Source organism: Polaribacter sp. KT25b (assembly GCF_900105145.1).
Classification (GTDB): Bacteria; Bacteroidota; Bacteroidia; order Flavobacteriales; family Flavobacteriaceae; genus Polaribacter.
In genome coordinates this window covers 3761633-3777109 of the sequence record NZ_LT629752.1, presented here as the reverse complement: position 1 = coordinate 3777109, position 15477 = coordinate 3761633, and the positions used below count along the sequence as shown (strand labels likewise).

Genomic DNA, 15477 nt, shown 5'->3' with positions numbered 1-15477 from the left:
TTTTCACTTTAATTATGAGAAAAATAATTATACTATTTTTAGGAATTTGCACACTCATTTCTTGTGATAAAGAAGATGTGTATACTGCAATCCCTACTTATATAGATTTAGAAATTCCAAGTAATTTTCCGCAATTAGAATACAATTTATCTAAAAATCCTTTAACAGAAGAAGGTGTTGCTTTGGGTAAAAAATTATTTTATGAAGGACGATTAGCTTCTGATGGAATTATTGCTTGCGGATTTTGCCATGAACAAGCTTCTGCTTTTACACATCATGGCCATACAGTTAGTCATGGAGTTGATGGTGCAATTGGTTTTAGAAATGCACAACCAATTCAGAATTTAGCTTTTTTTACAGAATTTACTTGGGATGGAGCAGCAATTCATTTAGACTTGCAACCAATAATTCCTATTACAAGTGAGGTAGAAATGAATGAAACTATTCCTTCAATTTTAGCAAAATTAAGCTCTTATTCTGAATATGAACCGTTATTTACCAAGGCGTATGGAGATGCAGAAGTTACATCAGAAAGAATGTTAAAAGCACTTTCTCAATTTATGGTAACTATGATTTCTGGCAATTCTAAATATGATAAAGTAGTTAGAAACGAAGATAATACAGCTTTTACATCAGAAGAAAATAAGGGTTTAGAAATCTTTACTAATAAATGTGCTACTTGTCATTCTGGTGCATTATTTACTGATAAAACCTATAGAAATAACGGCGTTCCTTACAATTCTAAATTTCCAGAGGAAGAAGGCAGAAAACGTGTTTCTGGTTACGAAGCCGATTTTTATAAATTTAGAGTACCAAGTTTACGAAATGTAGCATTATCATTTCCTTATATGCACGATGGTAGATTCGGAACTTTAGAAGATGTTCTTAATTTTTATACGGATGGAATGACAGAAAATGGTGGAATCGTAGATCCATTATTAATAAAAGAAGATGGTAGCTTAGGTATTGATTTAACTACGGATGAAAAAACTGCTTTAATTGCTTTTTTAAACACATTAACAGATAATACATTTTTAAATGATGAGCGTTTTGCTGAATATTAAAATAAAAAAATCAATAGTATTTTTAGGATTTGTATTGCTTGCTTTTCAAAATTTTGCAAATCATAATTTTAAAATTTGCTCTAATCACGAGCCAGATTCTTTTGAGTTTTTCTTTTGCGATTTATGCGGATGCTCAACAAGCAGTGGTTCTTTTGGTTTAGGAACTTTAAACAACGCCAGCTTTGTTGGTATTCGTTATATTTATCAAACATTTGAATCTAAAGACGGAATTTTCTCAAATTCGCCAACAAGTACAGAAAACTTTCATACTTATCAACTTTGGGGAAGAGTTCCTGTAACCGACAATTTTTATGTGAGTGCCATTTTACCTTATCAAGATTTAAAGAGAAAATATACAGATAGAGAAGAAAATATTAATGGTTTTGGTGATGCAACTATTATGGGTTGGTACAAAATTAAATTCTTTAAAAAAGTTGATAAAGAAAAAGCCAAATTATATACAAATGTGCAAAAAGAAGCTTCTGGTCATTCTTTAGAAATTGGTTTAGGAACAAAATTACCAACAGGTAAATTCGAACAAATTTTAACTGATAGAGTAAACCCAGGTTTTCAATTAGGAACAGGAAGTTTTGATGGTATTTTTGCACTTGCTCATAGTTACGGTGCAGATAAATTTGGTGTAAATACAAGTGTAACGTATTATTTAAAAGGAGAAAACAAAAACGATTATAAGTTTGGAAATCAGTTTAGTTATGCTTCTAATTTCTTTTATGCTATTTCAAAAGAAAAATATTTATTATTACCTTTTATAGGTCTATCTGGCAATATTTATGATAAAATAGAACAGTATGAAGAAGAAATTCCTAAAACGGATGGAAACGTTTTTAACGGAACTTTTGGCGCAGAAATAACGACCAAAGATTTTATTATTGGGGCAAATTATACGCTACCTATTTCACATAATTTATTTGGTGGAAATGTTACTCCTAAACAATCTTTATCTATTTATATAAACTTTAATTTAAATAATTAAAAACTAAAAGGCGAACAAAAATGTTCGTCTTTTTTATTTTATTTCCAATTTATAACCAACTCCATGAACATTGGTAAGTTTAATATTTTTATCTTCTTGTAATTTTTTTCTTAGTTTAGAAATATACGTATCTAAACTTCTACCTACAAAAACACCATTATCTTCCCAAACTTTTTTAGTAAGTTCTTCTCTTTTTATAACTTGATTTGGATTTGCAACAAAAATGGCTAACAACTCACATTCTTTCTTAGACAAATTAATTTCTGATGCTTTTTTAACCAACTTATTTTGGGCCGGATAAAAAATAAAACTACCTAAAACAGTACAATTATTATCAACTTTTTCTATAACCATTTTTTGCTTTTCTACTTTAAAAAAACGCTTGTAAAAAACACCAAAAATTATAGGAATAAATATGTAAAAAATCCAAAGAAAATTAGACGATTTAATTTCTAAAAAAGTAACTTTAATCGTATATCTATTTTTGGGTAAATTTCTACCAGAACAAGGAATAATAGTTTTTTCTTTGTCTGCATTTATTTCATAACTATAAGCAACTTCGCTATCAAAACTACTAATTACGGAAACTCTATAATTTTTGGAAAAAGTTGTTTTTTTAAATACTTTTTTCACAATTAAAACCAAATCGTTTGGCATAAATTTTAATTGATTTTCAAAGGAAATTTCAAATTCATTTTTATCATGTTCTTTAACTGGTAAAACTAAAGAAATACTATCTCCATTAGATAACAATAATTGATTACCAACTTCTCTTAATGCAACTTTTACCCTTTCAGAAAAATCTTTATTTTCATCTGATGAATCAGTAAAATTGAAAAAAACAAAAACGGTAATTGCTAAAAGTAAAATTAAAAAAAGATTCTTTTTTTGCTTCATAATTACAAATAACCAACAAATCCATCAATTTTTACAATTATTGACACTTCTTTTACATTTTTTTGACACTTTTTATCTAATGTAGAGATAGTTTTACATCAAACTTTAAAATACTATTATGATTAAAAAAATGTTTACACTAATTATTATCTGTTTTTTCACGTTAATAATAAATGCACAAGAAAAGATAAAACTAAACACTAAAAAAAGCACTATTACTTGGGAAGGAAGCAAACTTTTTGGCTTTGGTAGCCATGATGGAACTGTATATTTTAAAGAAGGCGAAGTTGTAGTAAAAGACAGTAAAATTATAAATGGTTCTTTTATTATTGATATGAATTCTATAAAATCTAACGAAAAAGAAACCTGGGTTTATGATCTTATAGAACATTTAAAAAGTAAAGATTTTTTTGATGTAAAAAACAACTCAACATCAATAATTGTATTTACTAACATAAAATATGTTGGTGATGGTTTTGTGCAAATTACTGCAGATTTAACCATAAATAAAATAACAAAATCTGTCTTTTTTGTAGCAAAACAAAATGATACTAAAAAGCAATTAGAAACCCGTTTAAAAATTGATAGAACAGATTTTAAAATTACTTATAAATCTCAAGGAGAAACAAGTATAAAAGATCAAATTATTTCTGATGCAATTTCTTTCAAAGTACTTTTAAACTTTTAATCTGATGAAAAAATTACTAATCATTATTTTATTCTTTTGTTCAATTTTTACTTTCGGACAAAAAAGCGATTTCAATTTAATACAACTAGATTCAACTTGGGGACAAGAAGTATTGCGTTTCCCTGCAAGAAATATGAATTATATTGGAGTTGGAGATATAAGATTTCCGCCAAAAGGTTGGATAAATCCAGAACACACTTTTTTTTGGTCTTATGCGTATGCTTGGAGCATTGATGTAAACAGAAAAATCCCTGCAAGTGAATTAGAACTAGATTTAGAAAAATACTTTAATAGTTTAAATAAAGTTGATGTAAATGATAAAACAAATTCACGAAAAGCTTCAGCAACAATCAAAAAGGTAAAAAGTAAAAAAAATGTTACTTTTTTTGAAGGAAAAGTACATACTTTCGATCGTTTTGCAACCAACAAAAGATTTGTTTTAAACGTTAAAATTAAAAGTCATTTTTGTAAAAAGGCTAAAAAAACAGTGCTGTTATTTACTTTTTCTCCAAAAGAATTTACAAACGAAGTTTGGGAAACTTTAAATAATATTGACTTAGAAAAAGGGGGTTGTAAAAACTAAAAAAGGCGAGCATTTCTGCTCGCCAATCACTATTTGAATTAAAAAAATTATTCTACAATCAAAGTATATTGTGGTGTTGGATTTAAAGGACAGAAATACACATATTCTCCCTTTTTAAGTGTTACTTTTTTAGAAGTTTCCTTCGTGTTGTTTTTAACTTGTGCAGTAACATACGCATTTTTAATATGAGCTTTTACATCAGATTTTGGAGCTAAAACAAAACCTACATTATGACCAACATTGTTGTTTGCTACTTCAAAAATGTATGTTCCTTCTGATAAAGTAAGTTGTTTCTGAGTGAACTCACCTTTTGTTTGTTCTAAAGAAACTGTTTTTACTTCTTGAGCACTTGTGTTAAATGCAAAACCTAATACGATTACTACTACTGCTATTAATTTTTTCATGTTTTCTATTGTTTTATTTATTTAAATTATTGATTATATAGTTGCTACTTCTAATGTTTGAGCTACAGGAAAATCTACTGCAACATCTGTTGTTTTATGAAAGTAATTAGTGATTGTAATTTCTCCTATTAAGATAATTGAATCTGCTAAGTTTCCTTTTGTATAACCTGCTGCATATAAGTTCTCTATTGCTTCTGTCGTTGCAGAACCTCTGTTAATTGCTACACTTCTTGCAAACTTTGCTAAAGCATCTAATTTTGCATCAAAAGAAGCTTCACCAGCTCTTAATTCTAAGATTTGCGCTTCTGTAAAACCATTCATTTTACCAATTGCAGTGTGTGCAGATAAACAATAAACACATTCGTTTACTTGACTTACTGCTAAATTAATTACTTCTTTTTCTTTCGCTGAAAAACTTGTTTTTCCTTGTCCGATTGCTAAAAAGTTACCCAATGCAGTTTCACTGTGTGCAAATGCTGCGTATAAATTTGGTACAAAACCTAATCCTTTTTCTAATTGATTAAAAATTGCTTGGTTGTTTTCTGATACTTCGTTTTTTGTTGGTACGTTAAATGTGCTCATAATTATATTTTGTATTTGTTTTATTATTAATTTTTACTCTTATTTTTACTTGTGCTGAACTTGTTTCAGTGTCTTATTTGCATTCGCAAAGTTGTTGATCTGGGTTTTGCTCATCGTATGTTTGATAACCCCAACAGTTTGGACATTGTGTGTTTTCTATTGTTTTCATATTGTTGTTTTTAACTGTTATTATTTGATACTCCAAAGATGCAACCGATAGTAACCTCAAAAATTGGACAAAAGTTCCTACTGTTTGGACGCTGTAAAAAAGTTGTCTTTTTTTTTTGATGGTTGCAGCCTTTATTTTAACCTGTTTATTTTACTTCTTAAATTTCTTTCTGTAATTAAACCTGTATGTCTGTCTGCCGGTTCTCCGTTTTTAAAGAAAAGTAACGTTGGTATATTTCTAACATTAAACTTTGCTGCTAACTTTGGGTATTCATCAACATTTACTTTTTTGATGAGTACATCGTCTTTTAATTCGTCTGCTAATTTGTGTATTGTTGGCAATAAAGTCTGACAAGGTCCACACCATTCCGCATAAAAATCTAATAATACATTGTCGTTATTTTCTATAACATTGATAAAGTCTGTTTGTTCTAATTGGATTTCCATTTTTTCTTATTTTTAATTGTTGCTAAAGCAGGATGATTATCTTATTGTTGTGTTGTTATTGTTTCACACTGCAAAGATGCAACCGAGATGAAGCTTTAAAAATGGACAGAAGTTCCTACTGTTTGGACAAGGTTTTTTTATAGTAAAAATGCCCGCGTGAAGGATTGAACAATTTGTTTGAGCTCTTTTAAAGTTTTATAAAACTTTAAAAAGCGAGTTGTGAAAGCCTGACCTGAAAGGACACGCCCAAATACGTATTATTAATTATAAAAAAAGAAAGAGACTAATATTCCTTTTTAAACTGAAGTGGAGATTTTGAAATGGCTTTGGTAAAGAAACGCGTAAAGTAGGCAGGATCGTTAAAACCAAGTTCGAAAGCGATTTCTTTTACCGTTTTGTCGGTATAAATCAATTGACGTTTAGCTTCTAATAAAATACGGCTTTTAATAAAGTCTGAAGGTGTTTTTGCACCCAATTTCTGAAAGTGTTTGGTAATAGATTTTGGCGAAAGTCCTAATCTGTTCGCATAATCTGTTACAGAATGCATTGTTTTAAAATTCTGCTCTACCAACAAACTAAAATCTTTAAAAAGACGCGTTTCTACATCTTCTTTAATAACATGGTTTTCTTTCTTTACACGAACTGCGCAAATAATAAATTGTTTCAAATAGGACTGTAACATATCGTATTGTGCCGTTTCATCTTGCTGAAATTCTTCTATTAAACTTTCTAGAATAAAGTTGAGTTTGGCCGTGTCTTTTTCGCAAGGTTTTACAAACGGAGTTTCATAAATATTGTTGAAAAGAATTCCGTTACACGCCACTTCTGCATCGTGGGTTTGTATGCAGTAAAAATCACGCACAAAAGTTAGTTTGTAAGCGGTTTTTATTTGTTCGGAATCTACTGTAAATACTTGTCCGGGTGATAAAAAGAACAACACATTGTCATTAAAAGTATAACTTTCAAAATCGATGTTATAAGATCCACTTCCTTCTTGAATCCAATAAATAGAATAGGCGTTTTGTTGCACTGAGTGATCTATTGTACAAGCTTTTTCGAACTGAACTGTGCTTACTGAAAATGTATCTTTATAAGAGTGTTTTGTAATGTTTTGGATTGCCAAATTTAAGTTTGTTTTGTTGGTTGGTCGTAAAAGTTAGTTGAAACTTTACGATTAATTTAGTTTGTTTCTAAAATTAATTTCAGGTACCTTTAACTAACGTTGAATTTCTAGTACATATACATAAAGTCAAACAAGATAATGAAAAAGAAAAAAAAGAAAAAAGTTATAGAACTTCGTACACTAATAATAATTATACTTTTTTTATGGATAATTTCAGCTTTTATAAGTTGGTTTATTTTTAAAGACTGGAAAGAAAGTGCATCTTTTGGGGATACTTTTGGAGGAATTAATTCTCTCTTTTCAGGTTTAGCATTAGCAGGCATTATTTATACTATTTTTCTTCAAAAAACGGAGCTTAGTCTGCAAAGAAAAGAATTAAAATATACTCGAGAAGAATTAAAAAGAACAGCAATTGCACAAGAAGATTCGGCGAAATCGATGACTATGCAAATACGATTAACAAATTTCCCATATTTAGAATTTGATTCAGAAATTAATAATGATGAGAAATGTATAACTATTAAAAATAGAACTAATAACGTAGCTTTTGATATTGCTATTTCCATTTTCTGTTTTATTCCTGAAGATGAATATCCATTTTCAAAATACATTGAAAAAAATATTTCTGAATCTTACAAGAAAAGGGCATTAGGTATATCCTTGTTAGATGATCATTTATGGAGTATTTCTGATGTTGGATATTATCCTAGTATTTCAAAAAATAAAAAGATAATTATACCTCTTAAATTTCCGATTGATTTTGGCGTCTATTCAATGTTTGTTCAATACAAAGATGTTCTTGGAAATAATTATTCAAATTTAATTAATTTTAATTCCTTTCAAGATTATGAAACAATAGATGATAAACCATTTTCAGGGATAAGGATACGTCCAGAATTTCCCGTTATAACTGATAGAATTAATCCTAATGACAAAAAAAAGACTGGAGATAATGTTCCTAAATTCATAAATGAATTTATTAAAATAGATAAATCCTCTATTGGTTTAGGACTTTTAAAAAATGCTAAATTTATCTCTAATGATTTTAAATGGAAAGTAGAATTACATAGTTCTTAAATATCAAGGAAGTTATCTAAATTTTCTTCAAATTTAACCCAACAAAAACCACTAAAGCAGGCAATACCCAACCTAAACTATGTTCTGCAAAAGGAATCATACTTTTAATTCCTACTAAGTTTTCTCTCGGAATTATAAATCCTAAAAAATCTGGAATACTAAAAATAAAAGTTACGATAACTACAGCTCTAAAAACCAATTTAGAAGCATACTTTTCTGGTACAATATTTAGTAGAATTAACACAATTGTTATTGGGTACACAAACATTAATGCTGGCACAGCAATATCAATAATAAAACCAACATCATTGCTACCAACAACGATTCCTATAACAGCACAAACTGCAGCGGTAATTGTATAAGCAATATTAGAATTATTACAGAGTCCTCTTACGTAATCTGCGGTTCCTGTAACAATACCAATTGCTGTTGTAAAACATGCTAAAGCAACTAAAACACTTAAAAAAGTGCTTCCTAAATTACCCAAAGTTTGTGAACTTAAACTAGATAAAATTTCAATTCTTGATGCGTTTTCTGCAAAGGTTGATGAGAATAAAGATCCGCTAAAAATTAAACCTCCATAAATTAATAATAAACCTCCTCCTGCAATGACTCCTGCTTTGGTAATGAGTTCCTTTTTTGCATCAAAAGTTGTGTGACCTCGCAAGTTTAAAGAGATAATAATTACTGCACCAAGAATTACACCTGCAATGGCATCAAAAGTTTGATAACCTTCTAAAAGACCATCTACAAAAGGGTGTTTAAATTCTGATGGAGTTACGCTACCTGGAGAAGTAAAAAAGGCAATTCCTATAATTACCAATAAAATAGTGACAATTATTGGCGTTAAAAATTCACCTATTAAACTAATTACCTTTGATCGATTTACTGCAAATACAAACACCAAAACAAAATAAATAACACTTGTTAAAAGTGCTGACGAATTAAAAAATGGCTGAATTGCTATTTCGTGCGTTACCGCAGCTGTTCTTGGAGACGGAATTGCAACAGCAATTATGTAAATTAAAAAACAATAAATGGTACTAAATAGTGGCGAAACTTTTTTTCCGAAATCATACAAAGTTCCTTGTAATCTTGCATGAGCAAAAATTGCCAAAATAGGAATAACAATTGCCGTTAAAATGAATCCTAAAACTACAATCCACCAATCTGGACCTGCTTTTACGCCTAAAGAAGTTGGTAAAATTAAATTTCCTGCTCCGAAAAAGAGTGAAAATAAAGCAAAACCCGCAATCCAAATTTCTTTTGTTTTATTCAAAATTAATTTACTTTTTTAAGGTTTAAATCATGAAAATCGAAACTAAAATCTGTAATTGGCGCAATAAATTTCATAGTTGCTCCTGTTGCATTTCCTTTTTCATTAAACCTAAATTGAACAAAAACATCTGCATCATAACTTCTATTATTCCATTTTGCAACATAGGTTGTTTGGTTATAAGGCAATAATTCGCCAACTAAAGTAGATGAACGTTCGCATTCTATTATATAAGTAGTTCCGTTATGAGAAATAATAATATTTCCAAACCAATCATCTTTGTAAGTTCCTATAATTTGAGTTGGTTTTGGCAAACTTTTATCAGCTTTAGCTAATGTAATTTTATCAAAAATAGTTGCTTTTAAACTATCATTATATTCTAAATATTTAGCATTTCTTGATCCATAATTTTTTAGCCAATTTCTATCCTCATATCCTAAATAAGCATCTTTAATAGTATTTGTAATTGTATTAAATGCGTTTCCATTCATTTGATTTGTAAGTACAATAATTCCTAAATCTAAATCAGGAATCATGGTAAACTGAGTTACTGTACCAATTAATCCGCCAGTATGATATACTTGTTTGTGACCACCTTTTACATCCGTTAAAAACCAACCCAAACCATAACCTCTAAAATTGGAATTGTAAGCATCTTTTTTACTAACTTTTAAAGGTGTTTGTAATTGCCAAAGTTCATGAAATTGCTGTTCACTTAATAATCGTTTTCCATCTTTTGTAACAGCATTATTCATTAAAAAATTAGCCCATGTAAGCATGTCGTTTACGTTACTCATAATTCCACCAGCTGCATTTGCAGTTTCACTCCAATCGTGCGGAATCTGAATAACCTTTCCGTCTGCTCTTGTATGCGCATCAATTATATTTGTTCTATTTGTAACTCTGTTGTAAGACGCTTTACTACTAGTCATTCCAACAGGTTTCATAATTTTAGTTTCAATAAATTCTTCCCAAGTTAAACCAGAAACACGTTTTAAAACTTCGCCAGCAATAATAAACATGTTATTATTATATTTAAAATCGGTTCTAAAAATACTTTGTGGTTTTAAGTATTTTACATTATTGATAATATCTTGTGTTGTAAAACTCTTATTTTCTGGTAAAAACATTAAATCTCCTGCACCTAAACCTAAACCACTTCTGTGTGTAACTAAATCTCTAACGGTAAAATTTTCTGTAATCCAAGCGTCATGCATTTGAAATTCTGGAATGTATTTTCGTACTTTATCATCCCAATTAAGTTTGCCTTCATCAATCATCATTGCCAATGCAAAACATGTAAAACCCTTACTGTTAGAAGCTACACCAACTAACGTATTTTCGTTCATGTCTTTTTTATTGGTTAAAGAACGAACTCCAAAACCTTTTGCATATACTATTTTATTATCCTTTAAAATACCTACAGAAATACCAGGAACATCGAAAGTTTTTAAGGTTTGCTCTATTAAATTGTCTAGTTTTTTATCATCAATTTGTGCATTTATTGATGCTGAAAAAACGAAAAGGACTAAAAGTGTTATTTTTTTAAAAAACATACGTTTTATTTGAATTAAATACACATCAAATATAGTAAATAGTTTATGATGTTTTAAGTTCTTAAAATAGAATCAAATCTTATATTTGTTTCTATGATTTTAAATTTTAAAAACGCCAATATTTTTTATACTGATGAAGGAAAAGGATCTGCTGTTGTATTGATTCATGGGTTTTTAGAAAATGCCACAATGTGGGATGAAATTAAACCAGAACTCATCAAAAAAAACAGAATTATTACCATTGATTTATTAGGTCATGGAAAATCTGATTGTTTAGGATATGTGCATACTATGCAGATGTTTTCAGAAAGTATTGAAGCAGTTTTAAAACACTTAAAAATTAGAAAATGCATTTTGGTTGGTCATTCTTTAGGAGGTTATATTTCTTTAGCTTATACCAAAATGAATATCACTAAAATAAAGGGTTTATGTCTATTAAATTCAACATCTTACGAAGATTCTAAAGAACGGAAAGATTTAAGAACAAGAGCAAATAAAATGGTTCAAAATAATTTTGAAAACATGGTTAAATTATCTATTTCAAATTTGTTTCATCAAGAAAATTTAGCTGCTTTTAAAAACGAAATTTCCAAAATAAAAAAGGAGGCTTTACAAACTTCTTTACAAGGTTATATTGCTGCTAATGAAGGTATGAAATTACGCACAAACACAAATGCTGTTTTATCAGAAAATAATTTTAAAAAATTAATTGTAATTGGCGAAAAAGATCCTGTTTTAGATTATAAAACCTCTTTAGATGAAGCTAAAAAAACGAACTCAGAATTTGTTGTTTTTCCTGATGGACATATGAGTCATATTGAAAATAAAAATGAGCTGATTACAGTTTTAAAAGAATTCGTGAAAAAATGTTAAAGTAATTTTTAACTATATTAGAAGCCATGAATTACATATCTATACTTAGTGTTTTAAGTATTCTAATTGTTACGCTTTTTTTGTTTTTTTCTGGGTTTCTACTTACGGTTAAAACAGATAAAAAACTTAGCAATAGACTTTTAGCTGCATTTCTTATAATTACTGCAATAGATATTAGTGCTTTTTTTTATCATAATTTTATTCAATTACCACTAGGTTTAGAAATGCTTCGTGTTCGAATTTCTAGTTTTAAAGATCCGTTGCTTTTTCTTTATATTTTATCGGTAATTTACACCAATTTTAACCTCAAAAAGAAACATTTAGTTCATATTTTACCTTGGCTTGTTCATATTATTGTTTTAATTCCTAACTTTTTTTTAGTTGATGAAAACTCAAAACTGACTTTTTTTAATAACTATGAGCAAACTTCTGAAGGAAAATTCTTAACTATTTTTGGAAGGTTTATTTCTGCATCTTATTTTATTGCAGAAATTTATTATGTACTTAGATATCGTAAATTATTATTAGAAAATTATACTGATAAAAATGCATTCAAGAACTATAATTGGCTAAAACAATTGTTAATTCTTCTTACTATAGGACAAATTATAACGATTGTTAAAAATAATTTTCGCTCTTATTATTCTTTAGAAGCAACAGATGTTTTAAGAACAATTACTTTACTTTTTGGAATTTTCTTTATTTTCTGGTTGGTTTTAAAAGCCTTAAACTCTCCAAAATTATTTAGAGGTATTGATGTAAATCTACTAACATCAAAAGAAATTAGTAAGGTTTCTGTTGTTGATCAAAAAGTAAATGAACAACTAAAATCGCTTAAAAAATATATGGAAACAGAAAAACCATATTTAAATCCGTCGTTAACAATTAGAAATTTATCCGAAGAAATTAAAATGAATTCTAGAGATTTATCTGTTTTGATAAACCAAAATTTAAATCAGCATTTTTTCGATTTTGTAAACGAATATAGAATTAAAGATGCAATGGAAATTTTGAAAAATCCATCTAAAAAAGAGTTTACAGTATTAGAAATTTTATACGAAGTTGGTTTTAATTCTAAATCTTCTTTTAATACTGCTTTTAAAAAACACACCAATTTAACGCCAACACAATTTAGAAAATCACCTTAAAATCAATCGATTAACATAAAGTCGAACGTTTAAAAAATAAAGTCGAACTAATTTTTCATGCAGAAAATGGTTCGACTTTATGTTTTCGGTCGCACAAATTTCTTTTCTATTGCAATTTTGTTTCATCAAAATAAAAACATACAAGATGAACACAAAAACCTTAAATCTACTTTTTACAATTCTATGTCCAGCCATTTTATTTGCACAAACAATTACAGGAAAAATATCAGACAAAACTAATGTCATTCCGTTTGCAAATGTAATTTTAAAAGACACAAATAATAACATAATTTCTGGCACAACTACAAATAATGAAGGTTCTTTTGAAGTAAAAATGAATGCAGGAAATTATAAAATCGAAATTAGTTATTTAGGATACAGAACTTGGGAAAAACAAATTAAAGTTGATGCAAACTTAAATTTAGGAACTATTATTTTAGAAGAAAACGCACAAGCTTTAAACGAAATTATTGTAAAAACAGAAAAAAGGATTTTAGAAAGAAAAATTGATAGATTGGTTTTTAATGTCGAAAAAAGCATTGCGGCTGTTGGCGGAAATGGTTTAGATGTTTTAAAAATTACTCCAGGAATTCAACTACAAAATGGAAATTTATCCATCCTTGGAAAAGGCAAAACTCAAATTATGATTAATGGAAGAATTTCTCCTTTAAAAGGTGATGAATTAATGAGTTTTTTAAGCGGATTTTCTGCCAATGATATTGTAAAAATTGAAGTAATTACAAATCCGCCAGCAAAATATGAAGCATCAGGAAATGGAGGATTAATCAACATCGTTTTAAAGAAAGGAATTAAAGATTCTTGGAAAAATGCAACCACAATATCATACAATCAAAATCGATATAATTTTACTACAATCACCAATAACTTATTCTATAATAAAAACAAAATTTCTTTTTCTGGAAGTATAAATGCAACTAAAGGAGGTTTTGAAAATTCAGAAGGCTTATTAATTGATTATCCAGCTAATAATTGGGAAATAGATGTAAATTCTAAGACCTATAAGAATCAATTTTCTGGACGTTTTTTAATTGATTATGCACTTTCTGATAAAACAACTTTTGGGCTTCAATATTTAGGAAATAACACAAAACCAGATATTATTGGAACAACAGTTTCATCAATTTTCGATAACAATAATACATTAGAATATAGCTTAGTAAACAAAGGCGATAATATTGTTGATACTAAAAATCACACTGTAAATTTTCATTTAATTACACAACTAGATTCACTTGGAAAAAATATTTCTTTTGATGCCGATTATTTTACGTTTAATTCAGAAAATAGTCGTGATTTTTTTACTGAAAAGTTTAATAATAAAGGGAATTCTGAAGGTATAAATTCTGCTGCTTTAAACATTTCAAATCAAGAAATAAAAAACTTTAGCTCTAAAATTGATGTTGATTTTCCCATGAAAAAAATAAACTTATCTTATGGAATAAAAGCAAGTTTTACAAACACAAAAAGCAATGTTTTATATTATAATACTCTTTCTGGTTCTACAATTTTAGATTCTAATAGATCTAATAAATTTAATTACAAAGAAAATGTTTTGGCTGCCTATTTTTCTGGAAATACAACTATAACAAATCAACTAAAAATGCAATTTGGTTTGCGTTTAGAAGATTCTAAAACCAAAGGTGTAAACACAGAAATTAACAAAGAAACTGTAAATAAATACACAAAATTATTTCCATCAATTTACTTTTCTTATAAAAAAAATGAACACAATAATTTTGGATTTTCTTACGGAAGAAGAATTAACAGACCTAATTTTAATCATTTAAATCCGTTTCGATTTTACATAAACGAAAATAGTTACAGTGTTGGAAATCCGTTTTTAAAGCCTTCTTTTTCTGATAATTTTGAAATTTCACATTTGTATAAAAAGAATTTAAATACAAGTATTTATTTAAATATAACTACAGATGGTTTTGGCACTGTATTTACCTCAGTAGCAGAAAATCAGGCTCAAATTATAACAAAAGAAAATTACTTTAAGCAATACAATTATGGAATTACTGAGAATTTTTCTTTCAATAAAAATAGCTGGTTTAAAAGCATTAATAGTATAAATTTATTAGGATATTATACAAAGTTTATGAAAGATTTTGGCGCTAAACCTAAAAACGGAGTTCAACTTTATGTAACATCAAACAACACATTTTCTTTAAGTAAAAAGACAAAATTACAAGTAAATTCTTGGTACAGTTCTCAGCATAATAGAGGTTTGTATAGTTTAGGTAAAATGTTTGATATTTCTTTAGGATTACAACATCAATTTAAAAATAACATAAAATTATCTTTACTTTTTAGTGATGTGTTAAACACTGCAAGTTTAAATAATTACACCTCAACAGTAAATGATATTAAACAAATTTACAGGCAAAATGAAAGCTCTAGAAACTTTAGAGTATCACTTTCTTACGATTTTGGAAACAAAAAAATAAACGTAAAAAAGAGAGATTTTGGAAATGATGATGAACGTAGAAGAAGTAATTAATAAGTTTATTTTCTAAAATCTCTTTAGGTGAAGTTAAAAAAAATCAAAAATTTATTGTTTTTTTAGATAGAAA

15 protein-coding genes are annotated in these 15477 nt (G+C 28.1%); 8 read left to right on the top strand and 7 right to left on the bottom strand.

Features of this window, described 5'->3' with window-relative positions:
- The first annotated feature begins 14 nt into the window (after positions 1–14).
- Positions 15–1064, top strand: a complete 1050-nt coding sequence (locus BLT70_RS16420) for a cytochrome-c peroxidase (RefSeq protein WP_091896900.1) — start codon at positions 15–17, stop codon at positions 1062–1064.
- Complete coding sequence (locus BLT70_RS16415; protein ID WP_231962752.1) at positions 1051–2058, top strand: hypothetical protein; 1008 nt, start codon at positions 1051–1053, stop codon at positions 2056–2058. Before BLT70_RS16420 ends, BLT70_RS16415 begins: the two co-directional genes overlap by 14 nt.
- A gap of 33 nt (positions 2059–2091) precedes the next feature.
- Here BLT70_RS16415 and BLT70_RS16410 read toward each other — a convergent pair whose 3' ends face one another.
- On the bottom strand, positions 2092–2955 hold the full coding sequence (locus BLT70_RS16410; RefSeq protein ID WP_091896894.1) for a winged helix-turn-helix domain-containing protein: 864 nt from the start codon (positions 2953–2955) through the stop codon (positions 2092–2094).
- A 130-nt stretch (positions 2956–3085) separates the two neighbouring features.
- On the opposite strand from BLT70_RS16410, the gene BLT70_RS16405 reads away from it, so the two are divergent.
- Both BLT70_RS16405 and BLT70_RS16400 read left to right on the top strand, forming a co-directional pair.
- Positions 3086–3643 (top strand): YceI family protein, encoded by a 558-nt coding sequence (locus BLT70_RS16405; RefSeq protein WP_157691930.1) that lies wholly within the window; start codon positions 3086–3088, stop codon positions 3641–3643.
- 4 nt (positions 3644–3647) lie between these two features.
- A complete protein-coding gene (locus BLT70_RS16400; protein WP_091896889.1) occupies positions 3648–4226 on the top strand; it encodes a hypothetical protein in 579 nt (192 codons plus the stop codon).
- A 47-nt stretch (positions 4227–4273) separates the two neighbouring features.
- On the opposite strand, the gene BLT70_RS16395 is transcribed toward BLT70_RS16400, so the two are convergent.
- From BLT70_RS16395 to BLT70_RS16380, 4 genes are all read right to left on the bottom strand, one after another.
- Positions 4274–4630, bottom strand: coding sequence for a cupredoxin domain-containing protein (locus BLT70_RS16395; RefSeq protein WP_091896887.1), 357 nt, complete (start codon positions 4628–4630; stop codon positions 4274–4276).
- A gap of 33 nt (positions 4631–4663) precedes the next feature.
- The gene (locus BLT70_RS16390; protein ID WP_091896885.1) at positions 4664–5212 is read right to left on the bottom strand and encodes a carboxymuconolactone decarboxylase family protein; all 549 of its coding nucleotides are present in this window, start codon (positions 5210–5212) and stop codon (positions 4664–4666) included.
- 300 nt (positions 5213–5512) lie between these two features.
- The gene (trxA, locus tag BLT70_RS16385; RefSeq protein ID WP_091896882.1) at positions 5513–5827 is read right to left on the bottom strand and encodes a thioredoxin; all 315 of its coding nucleotides are present in this window, start codon (positions 5825–5827) and stop codon (positions 5513–5515) included.
- A 283-nt stretch (positions 5828–6110) separates the two neighbouring features.
- Complete coding sequence (locus BLT70_RS16380; RefSeq protein ID WP_091896879.1) at positions 6111–6950, bottom strand: helix-turn-helix domain-containing protein; 840 nt, start codon at positions 6948–6950, stop codon at positions 6111–6113.
- Positions 6951–7088: 138 nt separating this feature from the next.
- Here BLT70_RS16380 and BLT70_RS16375 point away from each other — a divergent pair, with 138 nt between their 5' ends.
- The gene (locus BLT70_RS16375; RefSeq protein WP_091896876.1) at positions 7089–8027 is read left to right on the top strand and encodes a hypothetical protein; all 939 of its coding nucleotides are present in this window, start codon (positions 7089–7091) and stop codon (positions 8025–8027) included.
- 16 nt (positions 8028–8043) lie between these two features.
- On the opposite strand, the gene brnQ is transcribed toward BLT70_RS16375, so the two are convergent.
- Positions 8044–9306, bottom strand: a complete 1263-nt coding sequence (gene brnQ, locus BLT70_RS16370; protein WP_091896873.1) for a branched-chain amino acid transport system II carrier protein — start codon at positions 9304–9306, stop codon at positions 8044–8046.
- Between the two features lie 2 nt (positions 9307–9308).
- Positions 9309–10859, bottom strand: coding sequence for a serine hydrolase (locus BLT70_RS16365; protein ID WP_091896870.1), 1551 nt, complete (start codon positions 10857–10859; stop codon positions 9309–9311).
- Positions 10860–10952: 93 nt separating this feature from the next.
- Between BLT70_RS16365 and BLT70_RS16360 the strand changes: the two genes are divergently transcribed.
- From BLT70_RS16360 to BLT70_RS16350, 3 genes are all read left to right on the top strand, one after another.
- Positions 10953–11732, top strand: coding sequence for an alpha/beta fold hydrolase (locus tag BLT70_RS16360; RefSeq protein ID WP_091896868.1), 780 nt, complete (start codon positions 10953–10955; stop codon positions 11730–11732).
- A 26-nt stretch (positions 11733–11758) separates the two neighbouring features.
- A complete protein-coding gene (locus BLT70_RS16355) occupies positions 11759–12880 on the top strand; it encodes an AraC family transcriptional regulator (protein ID WP_091896865.1) in 1122 nt (373 codons plus the stop codon).
- A gap of 145 nt (positions 12881–13025) precedes the next feature.
- A complete protein-coding gene (locus tag BLT70_RS16350) occupies positions 13026–15404 on the top strand; it encodes a TonB-dependent receptor (protein WP_091896862.1) in 2379 nt (792 codons plus the stop codon).
- Positions 15405–15477: the final 73 nt, after the last annotated feature.

Excerpts from the sequence above, each read along its gene's own strand:
- BLT70_RS16420 (WP_091896900.1), top strand. The coding sequence starts at position 15 with ATGAGAAAAATAATTATACTATTTTTAGGAATTTGCACACTCATTTCT.
- BLT70_RS16410 (WP_091896894.1), bottom strand. The coding sequence starts at position 2,955 with ATGAAGCAAAAAAAGAATCTTTTTTTAATTTTACTTTTAGCAATTACC.
- BLT70_RS16405 (WP_157691930.1), top strand. The coding sequence starts at position 3,086 with ATGTTTACACTAATTATTATCTGTTTTTTCACGTTAATAATAAATGCA.
- BLT70_RS16400 (WP_091896889.1), top strand. The coding sequence starts at position 3,648 with ATGAAAAAATTACTAATCATTATTTTATTCTTTTGTTCAATTTTTACT.
- BLT70_RS16395 (WP_091896887.1), bottom strand. The coding sequence starts at position 4,630 with ATGAAAAAATTAATAGCAGTAGTAGTAATCGTATTAGGTTTTGCATTT.
- BLT70_RS16390 (WP_091896885.1), bottom strand. The coding sequence starts at position 5,212 with ATGAGCACATTTAACGTACCAACAAAAAACGAAGTATCAGAAAACAAC.
- trxA (WP_091896882.1), bottom strand. The coding sequence starts at position 5,827 with ATGGAAATCCAATTAGAACAAACAGACTTTATCAATGTTATAGAAAAT.
- BLT70_RS16375 (WP_091896876.1), top strand. The coding sequence starts at position 7,089 with ATGAAAAAGAAAAAAAAGAAAAAAGTTATAGAACTTCGTACACTAATA.
- BLT70_RS16365 (WP_091896870.1), bottom strand. The coding sequence starts at position 10,859 with ATGTTTTTTAAAAAAATAACACTTTTAGTCCTTTTCGTTTTTTCAGCA.
- BLT70_RS16360 (WP_091896868.1), top strand. The coding sequence starts at position 10,953 with ATGATTTTAAATTTTAAAAACGCCAATATTTTTTATACTGATGAAGGA.
- BLT70_RS16355 (WP_091896865.1), top strand. The coding sequence starts at position 11,759 with ATGAATTACATATCTATACTTAGTGTTTTAAGTATTCTAATTGTTACG.
- BLT70_RS16350 (WP_091896862.1), top strand. The coding sequence starts at position 13,026 with ATGAACACAAAAACCTTAAATCTACTTTTTACAATTCTATGTCCAGCC.